Here is a 13,714-nt window from a genome sequence, read left to right as displayed (position 1 = left end):
TCGGACAGGCGTCAGCCGAACCGCTTGAGGCAGCGATCCTCGTCACCGAGGATGCCGACCCGGAACGCGTCGATGCGTGCGAAGCCCGAGGGCACCGACTCGCCGTTGACATCGCTGGCCGCCAATCCATTGGTCAGCATGCCCGATACCGCCTCGTCGACGTCACCGGCGGTCAGCAGAATGGTGTCGCCATTGGGCAGGTTGACGGGTTTGATCATCCTTGCCGTGGCCACTCCGGTCAGGCAGGCCGTGCGCAGTGCTGCCTCGGCGTTGTCCAGCACCAGGCCGCGTGCGTGCTGCAGGGCCAGCGTGTAGCGCGAGATCAGCACGGAGAAGGCGGTGTTGTCGCCGCCGGCGAGCCCACCGACGTCGACCTCGTCGGGTGGTGTTGCGAGCGCCTGCAATTCGGCCAGATCGATCACGATCGTGTTGGTGTCCGGGCAGTAGGAGGTCGGCGGGCTGGGCCGGGCGTCCGGACAGTCGACCGCAGCGTCGGGCCGGAAATCGAGCTGAGGGGGAGCGTCGGGCTCGAAGATGACGTTGAGGGCGTCGACCAGCGAGCGGACCCAGCGTTCGGTGATGTCCAGGTCGCCGCTCTGGTCCTCGGGCAGCAGGACCGGAAGGTCGCCCCGCCGCTGGTTGATCTCCTTGACGTCGATCGCGGCACACGCCGCAGGCCCGTCGGTGAACCCGAACTGGAAGGCCGAGATCCGTTCGAACGCCGACCCGTGCTCGTCGATCCCGACCTGAGCCTCAGCCTCGGTGAGCAGCGGATCCCGGAACGCCACCACTGCCGCCAGCAGGTTGTTGAGCCCGTCGGCGGTGCTGAGCGCGAAGCGCGCGGAATCACCCTGGGCGACCCATCGCATGTAGGTGCCGGCGAGACAGTCGGCCTGCTGCTCGGCGACCAATGTGGGCGTCTTGTGGTTGATCAGCCCGGCCTGTTGCTGGATCGCGTGACCGTACTCGTGCGCGAGCACCATGACGGCGCCCATGTCGCCGTTGTTCTGGCGTAGACCTGGCATCAGCACACCGCGGTCCCAGCCGATGGTCCGGTCGGGTTTGCAGAACGCGGCGTTGACCAGCGAGTAGGTCTCCATCCCGCAGAACTGTCCGTCGAAACTCTCGGCGTCCCAGGAGATCAGAGCGCGCACCGGTTGGAACTCACCATTGAACGCTTCCGAGTACGCAGCCGACCAGAACTCCTCAAGGTCACTGACGGCGCTGGCGGCGAGATTGTCGATCTTGCCGCCGTCGGTGTCGGTCACCTTCCGCGTGGGCGCCGCGGCATCGGGGCGCAGCCCGCTGGAACCGTCGGTGGCCGGCATACCCGCCACCGAGAAGGGGTCGCTGAACACCGATACTGCCGTGCCGCCGACGAGGGACGAACATGCCGCCGATGACAACAGCGTGCACACGGCAACCGCGATGCCGAACAGGGTGCGTCGGCTCATTTCGCTGCCTTCCGGTGCACTCTGGCGGCCAACTGCCCGCGCGGTTATGCCGCACACACTAGTTAACTCGGCGTGTGCAGGGTGCGTTATCAGCCCGCGCCGCGAAGCCGTTTCAGCGACCGGCGCACCCGCTCGGAGTCGGTGGTTGACCAGAACGGTGGCAACGACGACCGCAGATAGCCGCCGTAGCGGGCGGTCGCCAACCGGGAGTCCAGCACCGCGATCACGCCGCGGTCGTCGGTATGCCGGAGCAACCGGCCGGTGCCCTGGGCCAGCAGCAGCGCCGCGTGGTTGGCCGCGATCGTCATGAACCCGTTGCCGCCGCGGGCGCTGATCGCCCGTTGCCGTGCGGTCAACAGCGGATCGTCGGGGCGGGGGAACGGAATCCGGTCGATGAGCACCAGCGACAACGACGGCCCCGGCACGTCCACGCCCTGCCACAGTGAGAGGGTGCCGAACAGTGAGGTCTCGGGATCGTCGGAAAACTGTTGCACCAAAGCCGAAGTGGTGTCTTCGCCTTGACACAGCACTGGGGTGGACAAGCGCCCGCGCATGACCTCGGCCGCGGCCTTGGCCGCGCGCATCGACGAGAAGAGGCCCAGGGTGCGGCCGCCGGCCGCGGTGATCAGGCCCTCGATCTCGTCCAGCGTGCGGGCATCGGTGCCGTCGCGGCCGGGTGGCGGTAAATGCTTGGCCACGTACAGGATTGCCGATTTTGCGTGGTCGAATGGTGACCCCACATCAAGGCCGCGCCACCCTGGCTTGGCCGGCCCGCCGGCGTCACCCGGTTTGGCCGGCCCGCCGGCGTCCCCTGGTTTCGCCGGCCCGCCGGCGTCACCCGGTTTGGCCGGCCCGCCGGCGTCGGCGAAACCGCCCAGACCCCAGTTGCGCGCCATCGCATCGAAGTTGCCGCCGAGGGTGAGGGTGGCCGAGGTCAGCACCGCTGTGGTGTTGGCGAACAGCCTGGTGCGCAACAGACCCGACACCGACATCGGGGCCACCCGCAGGATCACCCGGGTCGCGTTCGCGCTTTCTTCCCGCGCCACCCAGACCACGTCGACGCGGTCGGGGATGGGCGGAACGAAGGAGGTCAGGATGCGGGTCGCGGTGTCACTCACATCGGAGAGTGCGGTGACGGCCTCGGTGCGGGCCGAGGCGGCCTGCGGGTCGCTGGGGGTGGTGTCGATCGCTGTGCGGGCCGCGTTGGCCGCGTCGCGCAGTGCGGTCAGGTAGGTGCCCAACTCCTCGTCGAGAATGTCGATGCGGCCGGCGTCGAGCTCGTGCAGCAGCGAGGACAACGTTGCGGTAGCGGCCTCGAAGCGTTGTGCGAGTTCGTCATCCACCAACCGCGACATCCTGCGGTGCGCCACAGCCATGGACGTCGCCGAGAGTTCGGCGGTGGCGACCCCGGTGACCCTGTCGGCCAGCTCGTGGGCCTCGTCGACCACCAGCAGCTCGTACTCCGGCAACACCGAGAAGTCGGAGAGGGCGTCGATGGCGAGCAGTGCGTGATTGGTGACGACCACATCTGCCGCGGCGGCCTTCTCGCGCGCCCGCTCCGCGAAGCAGTCGGTGCCGAACTGGCAGCGCGACACCCCGATGCATTCGCGCGCCGACACGCTGACCTGGGACCAGGACCGGTCCGGCACACCGGGGGCCAGCTCGTCGCGATCACCGGTCTCGGTGTCCGACGACCACTCGGTCAGCCGCTGTACATCGCGGCCCATGGCGCTGACCGCCATCGGAGAGAACAGCTGGTCCTGGGGAAGTGCGGTGGGATCCTCCGTCGCCCCGTTGTGAATCTTGTTCAGGCACAGATAGTTTCCCCGGCCCTTCAGCAGCGCGAAGGTGGGTTTGCGGGGCAGTGCGTCGGCCAGTGAGTTCACCAGCCGGGGCAGATCGCGGTCGACGAGCTGGCGCTGCAGGGCAATGGTGGCCGTCGACACGACCACGGGCTGTTCGGTCTGCAACGCGCGCGCGATCGACGGCACCAGATAGGCCAGCGATTTGCCGGTGCCGGTGCCTGCCTGCACGGCCAGGTGTTCGCCGGACTCGAAGGCGGCGGCCACTGCCTCGGCCATCTCGACCTGGCCCGGGCGGCCGGTACCGCCGAGCCCCTTGACGGCGATGCTGAGGAGGTTGGTCACCACGTTGGCCACCTCACGGGATGGCTTCGATTTGGTCGTCATGGTTGGGGTGGGACGACCCGGGTGGGGATGGCCGGCTCGCCACGGGACAGCTTCAGGCCGTCCCACGGCAGACTGTGCAGCCCTGCGGCGACCCGCTCACGCGCGGCGGCCAGATCGGTGCCGGGGTGGTGTCCTTCGACGGGGACACCGCCCTTCACGAGCGGTACCGTGAGCCGCCGCGCCGTGAGCCCCGACGTCTCCGGAGGCTGCTGACCGTACGGGTGGACCACCTCTTCGACGATCGTGCCGGAGGCCTTGGCGAGCCGTACTGCCTCCTTGCGTCCGCCGTGGGATTCCTTGTGGCTACTGCGCTTGGCCACCGGCATCCCGTCGACCTCGACCAGTTTGTAAACCATGCCCGCGGTGGGTGCCCCGGATCCGGTGACCACGGAGGTACCCACCCCGTAGCTGTCGACGGGTTCGGCACGAAGAGCGGCGATCGCGAACTCGTCGAGATCCCCGGAGACGACGATCTGGGTACCGGTTGCGCCGAGCTCGTCGAGCTGCTGGCGCACTTGACGGGCCAGTACACCAAGATCGCCCGAGTCGATGCGCACCGCGCCCAGCTGCGGGCCGGCTGCCGCGATCGCGTTGACCACGCCGGCGGTGATGTCATAGGTGTCCACCAGCAGGGTGGTGCCGACGCCCAGGGTGGCCACCTGGCCGCGAAACGCCGCCTGCTCGTCGGGCCCCGACTCTGTGGTGTGCAGCAGCGTGTAGGCGTGCGCCGCGGTGCCCAGCGCGGGCACCCCGTAACGCTGCTGGGCGGCCAGGTTCGACGACCCAGCGAAGCCCGCGAGGTAGGCGGCACGGGCTGCGGCCACTGCGGCCCGCTCATGGGTACGGCGTGAGCCCATCTCGATCATCGGCCGGCCATGTGCCGCGCTGGCCATGCGGGCCGCGGCCGAAGCGATCGCCGTGTCGTGGTTGAGGATTGACAGCACGAGCGTTTCCAGCACCACGCATTCGGCGAAGCTGCCGTGGACGGACATCACCGGTGAACCGGGGAAGTAGAGATCGCCCTCGGCGTAGCCGTCGACGTCGCCGCCGAACCGGTAGTTCGACAGGAAATCCAGGGTCTCGGAATCGAGGAACTCCGAGAGCACGGCGAGTTCACGGTCGGCGAAGGTGAACTCTGCCAACGCTTCCACGAACCGCCCGGTGCCGGCGACGACGCCGTAGCGGCGTCCTTCGGGCAGCCGACGGGCAAAGACTTCGAACGTGGTCCGGCGGTGCGCCGTGCCATCGCGCAGCGCGGCGGCGAGCATCGTCAGCTCGTACTTGTCGGTGAGCAACGCGACGGTCACACCAGCAACCGTAGCCGTTCACAGCTGCCTCAATAGCGCGGCACCCCGGCCGGTATTGTGGGCCCATGGTTACACCGGCGAAGGCCCGACCGGGGACCCGCGAGGAGCGCAGCGTCACGGCGGCGCCACGGGAAGATGCGGCCACCGAAAGCCCGTGGGTGACCATCGTCTGGGACGATCCGGTCAACCTGATGACCTATGTCACCTACGTGTTCCAGAAATTGTTCGGATACAGCGAGCCGCACGCCACCAAACTCATGCTGCAGGTGCACAACGAGGGGAAGGCCGTGGTGTCGGCAGGCAGCCGCGAGTCGATGGAAGCCGACGTGTCGAAACTGCACGCCGCAGGCCTGTGGGCGACCCTGCAACAGGACCGCTGATCGACTGTGCGCAAATGGAAACGGGTCGAGACCGTGAACGGTCTGCGGTTGCGCTCGGCGTTGGAGGCCCACGAGGCCGCGTTGTTGTCGAGCCTGGGCGCCTCGATGCTCGGCATGCTCGACGAACGCGGATCATCCGGGCCCACAGACGAACTCGAGATGATCACCGGTATGAAGACCGGCAATCCGCAGCCGCCCGAGGATGCGACCATGAAGCGTCTGCTCCCCGATTTCTATCGGCCGCAGACCGAGCATCCGGCCGGCTCGGGCACCGCCGAGAGCCTCAACAGTGCGCTGCGGGGTCTGCATGAGCCGGCCATCATCGATGCCAAACGCGAAGCAGCCCAACGTTTGTTGGACACCATTCCGGATGGCGGCGGCAGGTTCGAGCTGACCGAGGGCGATGCGGAAGCGTGGGCGGCTGCCGTCAACGACATCCGGCTGGCGTTGGGCACCATGCTCGACATCGGCGCGCAGCCGCCCGATCAGTTGCCTGCCGAGCATCCGATGGCCGGGCACCTCGACGTCTACCAGTGGCTGACGGTGCTGCAGGAGTACCTCGTCCTGGGCCTTATGGGGAGGTAGCGATGAGCCTGACGGGTTCGATCACCGACGTCGACGGCATCCTCGTCGGCCACCATCACCGCATCGACCCGGATGCGTCGCTCGGGTCGGGATGGGCCTCGGGATCGACCGTCGTGCTCGCACCGCCGGGCACTGTCGGCGCGGTCGACGGGCGCGGTGGCGCCCCCGGTACCCGCGAGACCGACCTGCTCGACCCGATCAACACCGTGCGCCACGTCGACGCCGTGGTGCTCACCGGCGGGAGTGCCTACGGGCTGGCCGCCGCAGACGGCGTGATGACCTGGCTGGAGGAGCAGGGCCGAGGGGTTGCGATGGACGGTGGCGTCGTGCCGATCGTGCCGGCTGCGGTGATCTTCGACCTGCCTGTGGGCGGCTGGGCCAACCGGCCGACGGCGGAGTTCGGCTATACAGCCGCCGCTGTGGCCTCAACCGAGTTCGCCCTGGGCACCGTCGGCGGCGGAGTGGGTGCGCGGGCCGGTGTGCTCAAAGGCGGTGTCGGCACCGCCTCGGTCACGCTGGACTGCGGGGTGACAGTGGGCGCCCTGGTCGTGCTCAACGCCGCCGGTGACGTGGTGGATCCGGCCACCGGCCTTCCTTGGATGACTCAGTTGGCGGCGCAATTCGGGCTGACCGCCCCGCCGGCCGACCAGCTCGCCGGCTACGCCGATCTGCACCGGGAAGTCGGTCCGCTCAACACCACCATCGCGGTGGTCGCCACCGATGCGGCCCTGAGTCCGGCCGGCTGCCGGCGGATGGCCGTCGCCGCGCATGACGGATTGGCCCGGACCATCTCGCCGTGTCACACCCCGCTGGATGGCGATACGGTGTTTGCGCTGGCGACCGGCGCGGTGCAGGTCGAACCGGACGAGAAGACGCCCGTGGCGATGTCGCCGGAGACCGCGCTGCTCACCCGGGTCGGGGCGGCTGCTGCCGACGTGCTGGCCCGCGCCGTCATGGTCGGGTTGCTGGCCGCCGAGCCGGTGGCCGGAATACCGACCTACCGTGACATGTTGCCGGGAGCGTTCGGTTGAGTCGGCTCTCCGCCGAAACTGTATTCCAGCAGGGGTCGACTCGACATTTTCCGGCCGGAATACAGTTTCGCGGTGGGGACAGCGAATGAAGGAGTGATGACGTGCTGGTGATCCGCCGGGATCTCGTCGAGTCGATGGTGGCGCATGCCCGCGCCGACCACCCCGACGAGGCGTGTGGAGTGATCGCCGGGCCGGAGGGCTCCGATCGGCCGGAGCGGTTCATCGCGATGGTCAACGCCGAGCGTTCCCCGACGTTCTACCGCTTCGATTCGGGTGAGCAGCTCAAGGTGTGGCGCGCGATGGACGACTCCGACGAGGTGCCCGTGGTCATCTATCACTCACACACCGCGACCGAGGCCTACCCGAGCCGCACCGACATCTCCTACGCCTCCGAGCCTGATGCGCATTATGTGTTGGTTTCCACCCGAGACCCTGACGAGCACGAGCTACGCAGCTACCGGATCATCGACGGCGTCGTCACCGAGGAACCCGTCACCATCGTCGAGCAGTACAACTAAGGAGCCCTCATGGCAGTCACCGTTTCGATCCCGACCATCCTGCGTCCGCACACCGACGGGCAGAAGCGCGTCAGCGCCTCCGGCGACACCCTGCAGGCGGTGATCGCCGACCTCGAGGCCAGCTACTCCGGCATCTCCGACCGGCTGGTGGATAACGGCAAGCTGCACCGCTTCGTCAACATCTACGTCAACGACGAGGACGTGCGGTTCTCCGGCGGGCTGGACACCACGATCGCCGACGGCGACTCGGTGACCATCCTGCCCGCTGTCGCAGGCGGCTAGTCGATGACCAGATACGACTCGCTGCTGCAGGCCCTCGGCAACACCCCGTTGGTCGGACTGCAGCACCTGTCACCCCGGTGGGAGGACGGTCCGGACGGCCCGCACGTGAGGCTGTGGGCCAAGCTCGAGGACCGCAACCCGACAGGCTCGATCAAGGACCGGCCCGCCCTGCGCATGATCGAGCAGGCCGAGCGCGACGGGTTGCTGAGCCCGGGCGCCACGATCCTGGAGCCCACCAGCGGCAACACGGGGATCTCGCTGGCGATGGCCGCAATGCTCAAGGGCTACAACATGATCTGTGTGATGCCCGAGAACACCTCGATCGAGCGGCGCCAGCTCCTCGAATTGTACGGCGCGAGAATCATTTTCAGCCCGGCCGAGGGCGGTTCCAATACTGCGGTGGCGACCGCGAAAGAGCTTGCGGCAGAGAATCCTTCGTGGGTGATGCTGTATCAGTACGGCAACCCGGCCAACAGCGATGCGCATTACTACGGCACCGGCCCGGAGTTGCTCGCCGACCTCCCGGAGATCACCCACTTCGTCGCCGGGCTCGGCACCACCGGCACCCTGATGGGTACCGGCCGCTTCCTGCGTGAGCAGGTACCCGGCGCGCAGATAGTTGCCGCCGAACCGCGCTACGGCGAGGGCGTGTACGCACTGCGCAACATCGACGAAGGGTTCATCCCCGAGTTATACGACCCCGAGGTGCTGACCACCCGGTTCTCGGTGGGCTCCTACGACGCCGTCAAACGCACTCGCGACCTGGTGACCCGCGAAGGCATCTTCGCCGGCATCTCCACCGGCGCGGTGCTGCACGCGGCGCTGGGCATGGCCACCAAGGCGATCAAGGCGGGCGAGCGCGCCGACATCGCGTTCGTGGTCGCCGACGCCGGGTGGAAGTATCTGTCCACCGGTGCCTACGCCGGTAGCCTTGACGACGCAGAGGATGCGTTGGAAGGGCAGCTATGGGCGTGAGTGGGCAGGCATGACCAACCTCCCGTCGACCGCGCCGAAGAAACGACCCGCATGGCTGGTCGGCGGTCTGACGATCGTCAGCTTCGTCGCGCTGCTGTACGGCATCGAGATCGTCGACACCGCCATGGGCCATCGGCTGGACCAGGACGGCATCCGGCCTCTGCAGACCGATGGGCTGTGGGGCATCCTGTGGGCGCCCCTGCTGCACGGCGGCTGGCCGCACCTGATCGCCAACACCGTGCCGGCGCTGGTGCTCGGCTTTCTGATGACGCTGGCCGGCATGGGCCGCTTCATCGCGGCGACCGCCATCATCTGGATACTCGGCGGCTTCGGCACCTGGCTGATCGGCAACATCGGCCTGCACTGTCCCTACGTGACGGTGCAGTGCACGAGCACCCACATCGGCGCGTCCGGCCTGATATTCGGTTGGCTCGCATTCCTGATCGTGTTCGGATTCTTCACCCGCAACGTGTGGGAGATCGTCGTCGGCGTCGTCGTGCTGTTCGTCTACGGCGGTGTTCTGTTCGGTGTGCTCCCCGGTAATGCGGGGGTGTCCTGGCAGGGCCACCTGAGTGGCGCCATCGCCGGGATCATCGCCGCCTACGTGCTGTCGGGTCCGGAACGCAAGTCACGGGATTCGAAGAAGCGTTCCGCCCAGCCGCGTCTGAGCGCATGAACCCATGACTGACGCCCTGGCACCCGTCGGCATCTTCGACTCCGGCGTCGGCGGATTGACCGTGGCGCGCGCGATCATCGACCAGCTGCCCGACGAGGACATCATCTACGTGGGCGACACCGGCAACGGTCCGTACGGCCCCCTGAGTATTCCGGAGATCCGGGCGCATTCGTTGAGCATCGGCGACGACCTGGTGTCCCGGGGTGTCAAGGCTCTGGTGATCGCGTGCAACACGGCATCGTCGGCCTGCCTGCGCGATGCTCGCGAGCGCTACTCGCCGGTGCCGGTGGTCGAGGTGATCCTGCCCGCCGTGCGGCGTGCGGTGGCCGCCACCCGCAACGGTCGCATCGGGGTGATCGGTACGGCCGCGACGATCGCCTCCGGCGCCTATCAGGACGCCTTCGCCGCCGCCCGCGACACCGAGGTGTTCGGGGTGGCGTGCCCGCGGTTCGTCGACTTCGTGGAGCGCGGGGTCACCAGCGGCCGTCAGGTGCTCGGACTGGCCGAGGGATATCTGGAGCCCCTGCAGCGCGCCGAGGTGGACACCCTGGTGCTGGGTTGCACGCACTACCCGATGCTGTCCGGGCTCATCCAGTTGGCCATGGGCGACAACGTCACCCTGGTGTCGTCGGCCGAGGAGACGGCCAAGGACCTGCTCAGGGTGCTCACCGAGCTCGATTTGCTGAAACCTCACGACTCCGGCCCGACACAACGGGTGTTCGAGGCCACCGGAGATCCGGAGGCCTTCACCACGCTGGCCGCCCGCTTCCTGGGACCGGGTCTGGACGGTGCGCGGCAGGTCCGGCGTCACGCGGGCGCCGGAAAATGATCTCTGTCGCCCAAACCGGCCATGTCTTGGCAATGCCCGTACCGAGCATGGCAAGCTGGACACTGTGCGATTGACCATCCTGGGATGTTCCGGCAGCGTTGTCGGCCCGGATTCGGCAGCCTCTGGCTATCTCGTCACCGCACCTGACACGATTCCGATGGTCGTCGACTTCGGCGGTGGCGTTCTGGGTGCGTTGCAGCGCTATGCCGACCCGAATTCGGTCAACGTGTTGCTGTCGCATCTGCATGCCGATCACTGCCTGGATCTGCCCGGGCTGTTCGTCTGGCGCCGGTACCACCCGATCCCGGCCACCGAACGCGGGCTGATGTACGGGCCGGCCAACACCTGGTCCCGCTTGGGTGCGGCGTCGTCGCCGGAGGGCGGCGAGATCGACGATTTCACCGACATCTTCGAGGTGCGCAACTGGGAGGACGGCTCCCCGGTGCAGTTGGGCACTCTCAACGTCATGCCCCGGCTGGTGTGCCACCCCACCGAGTCCTACGGCATGCGTTTCACCGATCCGTCCGGGGCCACACTGGTCTACAGCGGTGACACCGGGTATTGCGACGCGCTGGTCGAGCTGGCCCGCGGGGCCGACGTCTTCCTGTGCGAGGCGTCGTGGACGCACGATCCGTCCCGCCCGCCCAAGCTGCATCTGTCGGGTACCGAAGCGGGGCGCGCGGCCGCGGCTGCCGGGGTCGGCGAGCTGCTGCTGACCCACATTCCGCCGTGGACATCTCGTGAGGACGTGATCAGCGAAGCCAAGGCCGAGTTCGACGGTCCGGTGCACGCCGTGGTGTGCGGCGAGACCTTCGACGTCACCCGGGGCTGACCCGCTAGGGTTGGCGGGTGTCCAAGCGAGAAGACGGTCGTCTCGACGACGAGCTGCGCCCGGTAACCATCACCCGCGGTTTCACTTCCCATCCCGCCGGCTCGGTTCTGGTGGAGTTCGGCCAGACCCGGGTCATGTGCACGGCCTCGGTCACCGAAGGTGTGCCGCGCTGGCGTAAGGGATCCGGGCAGGGCTGGCTGACCGCCGAGTACGCGATGTTGCCGGCCGCTACCCATGACCGCTCGGACCGGGAGTCGGTCAAGGGCCGCGTCGGCGGGCGGACGCAGGAGATCAGCCGACTGGTCGGCCGCTCACTGCGCGCATGCATCGATCTCGGCGCGCTGGGGGAGAACACCATCGCCATCGACTGCGACGTGCTGCAGGCCGACGGTGGCACCCGCACGGCGGCGATCACCGGCGCCTACGTCGCGCTGTCCGACGCGGTCACGTATCTGGCTGCGGCCGGGCGCCTTTCGGACCCGCGCCCGTTGTCGTGCGCAATCGCGGCGGTGTCGGTCGGCGTGGTGGACGGTCGAGTCCGCGTCGACCTGCCCTATGTCGAAGACTCCCGCGCCGAGGTGGACATGAACGTCGTCGCCACCGACACCGGCACCCTGGTGGAGATCCAGGGCACCGGCGAGGGCGCGACGTTCCCGCGCTCCACGCTCGACAAAATGCTCGACGCGGCGCTCGGGGCCTGCGAGCAGCTTTTCGTGATTCAGCAGGAGGCACTGGAGCTGCCTTATCCGGGTGTCTTGCCGGAGGGGCCCGCGCCCAAGAAAGCGTTTGGCAGCTGAGTGCCTTCCCTGCTCGTAGCCAGCCGTAACCCGAAGAAACTCGCCGAGCTGCGGCGAGTGCTGGACGCGGCCGGAATAGTCGGCTTGGAGTTGTTGTCGCTGGCTGATGTGGCCGCCTATGACGAGGCGCCCGAGACCGGTGCGACGTTTGAAGAGAATGCCCTGGCCAAGGCTGAGGACGGCTTTCGCGCCACCGGATTGGCCTGTGTCGCAGACGATTCCGGAATCTCGGTAGACGCCCTCAACGGGATGCCGGGCGTCTTGTCGGCCCGGTGGTGCGGGAGGCACGGGGACGACGCGGCCAACACCGCGCTGCTGCTCGGGCAACTGGCTGATGTGCCCGACTCACGGCGCGGGGCGGCGTTCGTGTCGGCGTGTGCGCTGGTCTCTCCGGCCGGTTCCACCGTTGTGCGGGGGGAGTGGCCCGGCACGGTCATCCGCGAACCCCGCGGCGACGGTGGATTCGGGTACGACCCGGTGTTCCTGCCTGAGGGGTCTGGTTTGACCGCCGCCGAACTGTCACCCGCGGAGAAAGATGCGGCATCGCACCGCGGCCGGGCATTGGCGTTGTTGGTGCCGGCACTCCGGGAGTTGGCCGGCTCGTAGGGTTTGCGCTGCCCGCGCCGTCAAGCAACGGCCACGGTTTGACGCTCGCGGGTCAGCAGCAGTGCCGCCGCACCGATGCCCGCGCTGACCACCATGGCCACCGCCATCGGCAGGGCGGTGTGGTCCCCGCCGATCCCCACGATCGGTGATACCACCGCGGCCAGGCCGAACTGCAATGCACCCAACACCGCAGAGCCGGTACCGGCCGCATGCCGAACCTTGTCGAGGGCCAACGACGTCGCATTGGCAGCTATCAGGCCGATGCTCGCGACCGCGCCCCACAGCAGCACCAAGGATGCCCACAACACCGGACCGAGCAGTGCGTCCACCAACAGCAGGACCGAGAACAAGAGGAGCAGGCCGGTGCCCAGGTGCAGTAGCCGGCGTTGGCCGAAGCGGCCCACGATCCTGGCGTTGACGGCGTTGACGATCACGATGCCGGCGGCGTTGGCCGCGAACGCGAACGAATAGTGCAGTGGGGAGAGCCCGAGCACATTCTGGAGCACGAACGGCGAGGCCGAGATGTAGGCGAACATGACGGTGAAGCCGAACGCGAATGCCAGCGTGTAACCGAGATAACCGCGGTTGGTCAGCACGGATCGGGCGTCACGCAGCATGGCGGTCACGCCGCCGGTATGACGGCTGTCGGTCGGGTGGGTCTCGGGGAGCACGGCCACGACGCCGATGAACATCGCGACTGCGAGCCCGGACAGGATCCAGAAGATGCCGCGCCAGCCGATGACGCCCATCAGCGACCCACCGATGAGCGGCGCCAGCACCGGGGCCGCCCCGTTGATGATCATCATCAGGCTGAAGGCGCGGGCAGCCACGGCACCATGCGCGCGATCGGCCACGACGGCCCGGCTGAGCACGACGCCGGCGGCGCCGCTGAAGCCCTGCACGAAGCGGAAAGCGGTCAGCACCGCGATGTTCGGGGCCATTGCGCACGCGACGCCGGCCAGAATGCAGACAAGGGTGCCCGCGAGCATCAGCGGACGCCGGCCGAAGCGGTCCGACAGCGGACCGATGATCAACTGGCCGCTGGCCAGCCCGACCATGAACGAGGTCAGCGTGAATTGCACGGCCGAGGCGGACGTGCCGAACTCCTCGGCCATCGCGGGGAAGGCGGGCAGGTACATGTCGATCGACAGCGGTGCCACAGCGGTCAACAGGGCAAGCACACCGAGCCAGCTCAGCGGCAGTGCCGGTGTCTGGGGCGTGTTCTCTGTGGTGTTGGTTTGGGTGCTCATCAG

At 68.0% G+C, this 13,714-nt stretch carries 15 protein-coding genes; 11 read left to right on the top strand and 4 right to left on the bottom strand.

From position 1 onward, the window contains the following. Positions 1 to 11 precede the first annotated feature (11 nt). The 3 genes from QQ25_RS22515 to QQ25_RS22505 form a co-directional block, all read right to left on the bottom strand. On the bottom strand, positions 12 to 1,454 hold the full coding sequence (locus tag QQ25_RS22515) for a neutral zinc metallopeptidase (RefSeq protein WP_039381042.1): 1,443 nt from the start codon (positions 1,452 to 1,454) through the stop codon (positions 12 to 14). 89 nt (positions 1,455 to 1,543) lie between these two features. Next, positions 1,544 to 3,643 carry an ATP-dependent DNA helicase gene (locus QQ25_RS22510; protein ID WP_039381041.1) on the bottom strand — a complete coding sequence of 700 codons (2,100 nt, stop codon included), beginning with the start codon at positions 3,641 to 3,643 and terminating at the stop codon, positions 1,544 to 1,546. Next, positions 3,640 to 4,950, bottom strand: coding sequence for a nicotinate phosphoribosyltransferase (locus QQ25_RS22505; RefSeq protein ID WP_039381039.1), 1,311 nt, complete (start codon positions 4,948 to 4,950; stop codon positions 3,640 to 3,642). The genes QQ25_RS22510 and QQ25_RS22505 overlap by 4 nt, the downstream gene beginning before the upstream one ends. A gap of 65 nt (positions 4,951 to 5,015) precedes the next feature. On the opposite strand from QQ25_RS22505, the gene clpS reads away from it, so the two are divergent. From clpS to rdgB, 11 genes are all read left to right on the top strand, one after another. Further along, complete coding sequence (gene clpS / locus QQ25_RS22500; RefSeq protein ID WP_039322952.1) at positions 5,016 to 5,330, top strand: ATP-dependent Clp protease adapter ClpS; 315 nt, start codon at positions 5,016 to 5,018, stop codon at positions 5,328 to 5,330. A 6-nt stretch (positions 5,331 to 5,336) separates the two neighbouring features. Then, complete coding sequence (gene aosR / locus QQ25_RS22495) at positions 5,337 to 5,915, top strand: oxidative stress transcriptional regulator AosR (RefSeq protein ID WP_039381037.1); 579 nt, start codon at positions 5,337 to 5,339, stop codon at positions 5,913 to 5,915. A gap of 2 nt (positions 5,916 to 5,917) precedes the next feature. Further along, positions 5,918 to 6,946, top strand: a complete 1,029-nt coding sequence (locus QQ25_RS22490; RefSeq protein ID WP_039381036.1) for a P1 family peptidase — start codon at positions 5,918 to 5,920, stop codon at positions 6,944 to 6,946. A gap of 101 nt (positions 6,947 to 7,047) precedes the next feature. Continuing rightward, on the top strand, positions 7,048 to 7,464 hold the full coding sequence (locus QQ25_RS22485) for a M67 family metallopeptidase (protein ID WP_039322944.1): 417 nt from the start codon (positions 7,048 to 7,050) through the stop codon (positions 7,462 to 7,464). 9 nt (positions 7,465 to 7,473) lie between these two features. Then, positions 7,474 to 7,746 (top strand): MoaD/ThiS family protein, encoded by a 273-nt coding sequence (locus tag QQ25_RS22480; RefSeq protein ID WP_039381034.1) that lies wholly within the window; start codon positions 7,474 to 7,476, stop codon positions 7,744 to 7,746. 3 nt (positions 7,747 to 7,749) lie between these two features. After that, complete coding sequence (locus tag QQ25_RS22475; protein WP_039381032.1) at positions 7,750 to 8,721, top strand: cysteine synthase; 972 nt, start codon at positions 7,750 to 7,752, stop codon at positions 8,719 to 8,721. Positions 8,722 to 8,731: 10 nt separating this feature from the next. After that, a complete protein-coding gene (locus tag QQ25_RS22470; protein WP_039322935.1) occupies positions 8,732 to 9,397 on the top strand; it encodes a rhomboid family intramembrane serine protease in 666 nt (221 codons plus the stop codon). Positions 9,398 to 9,401: 4 nt separating this feature from the next. After that, positions 9,402 to 10,226: a glutamate racemase gene (murI, locus tag QQ25_RS22465; RefSeq protein ID WP_039322932.1), complete on the top strand. Its 825-nt coding sequence runs from the start codon at positions 9,402 to 9,404 to the stop codon at positions 10,224 to 10,226. A gap of 64 nt (positions 10,227 to 10,290) precedes the next feature. Then, positions 10,291 to 11,058 carry a cyclic nucleotide-degrading phosphodiesterase gene (locus QQ25_RS22460; RefSeq protein ID WP_029109892.1) on the top strand — a complete coding sequence of 256 codons (768 nt, stop codon included), beginning with the start codon at positions 10,291 to 10,293 and terminating at the stop codon, positions 11,056 to 11,058. A 17-nt stretch (positions 11,059 to 11,075) separates the two neighbouring features. Further along, complete coding sequence (gene rph, locus QQ25_RS22455) at positions 11,076 to 11,855, top strand: ribonuclease PH (protein WP_039322929.1); 780 nt, start codon at positions 11,076 to 11,078, stop codon at positions 11,853 to 11,855. Then, the gene (rdgB, locus tag QQ25_RS22450) at positions 11,856 to 12,461 is read left to right on the top strand and encodes an RdgB/HAM1 family non-canonical purine NTP pyrophosphatase (protein WP_039381030.1); all 606 of its coding nucleotides are present in this window, start codon (positions 11,856 to 11,858) and stop codon (positions 12,459 to 12,461) included. It abuts the gene before it with no gap. 20 nt (positions 12,462 to 12,481) lie between these two features. Here the strand turns inward: rdgB and QQ25_RS22445 are convergent, their stop codons facing one another. Further along, positions 12,482 to 13,711, bottom strand: coding sequence for a multidrug effflux MFS transporter (locus tag QQ25_RS22445; RefSeq protein WP_064871886.1), 1,230 nt, complete (start codon positions 13,709 to 13,711; stop codon positions 12,482 to 12,484). Positions 13,712 to 13,714: the final 3 nt, after the last annotated feature.

It is taken from the genome of Mycolicibacterium setense, assembly GCF_000805385.1.
GTDB lineage: Bacteria > Actinomycetota > Actinomycetes > Mycobacteriales > Mycobacteriaceae > Mycobacterium > Mycobacterium setense.
The sequence above is the reverse complement of the archived record's forward strand: the minus strand, read 5'-3'. Positions and strand labels throughout refer to the sequence as shown.

Coding starts and splice junctions, on each gene's coding strand:
- QQ25_RS22490 (WP_039381036.1), top strand. CDS start 5,918: ATGAGCCTGACGGGTTCGATCACCGACGTCGACGGCATCCTCGTCGGC.
- QQ25_RS22445 (WP_064871886.1), bottom strand. CDS start 13,711: ATGAGCACCCAAACCAACACCACAGAGAACACGCCCCAGACACCGGCA.
- QQ25_RS22515 (WP_039381042.1), bottom strand. CDS start 1,454: ATGAGCCGACGCACCCTGTTCGGCATCGCGGTTGCCGTGTGCACGCTG.
- QQ25_RS22480 (WP_039381034.1), top strand. CDS start 7,474: ATGGCAGTCACCGTTTCGATCCCGACCATCCTGCGTCCGCACACCGAC.
- QQ25_RS22470 (WP_039322935.1), top strand. CDS start 8,732: ATGACCAACCTCCCGTCGACCGCGCCGAAGAAACGACCCGCATGGCTG.
- murI (WP_039322932.1), top strand. CDS start 9,402: ATGACTGACGCCCTGGCACCCGTCGGCATCTTCGACTCCGGCGTCGGC.
- clpS (WP_039322952.1), top strand. CDS start 5,016: ATGGTTACACCGGCGAAGGCCCGACCGGGGACCCGCGAGGAGCGCAGC.
- QQ25_RS22510 (WP_039381041.1), bottom strand. CDS start 3,643: ATGACGACCAAATCGAAGCCATCCCGTGAGGTGGCCAACGTGGTGACC.
- QQ25_RS22475 (WP_039381032.1), top strand. CDS start 7,750: ATGACCAGATACGACTCGCTGCTGCAGGCCCTCGGCAACACCCCGTTG.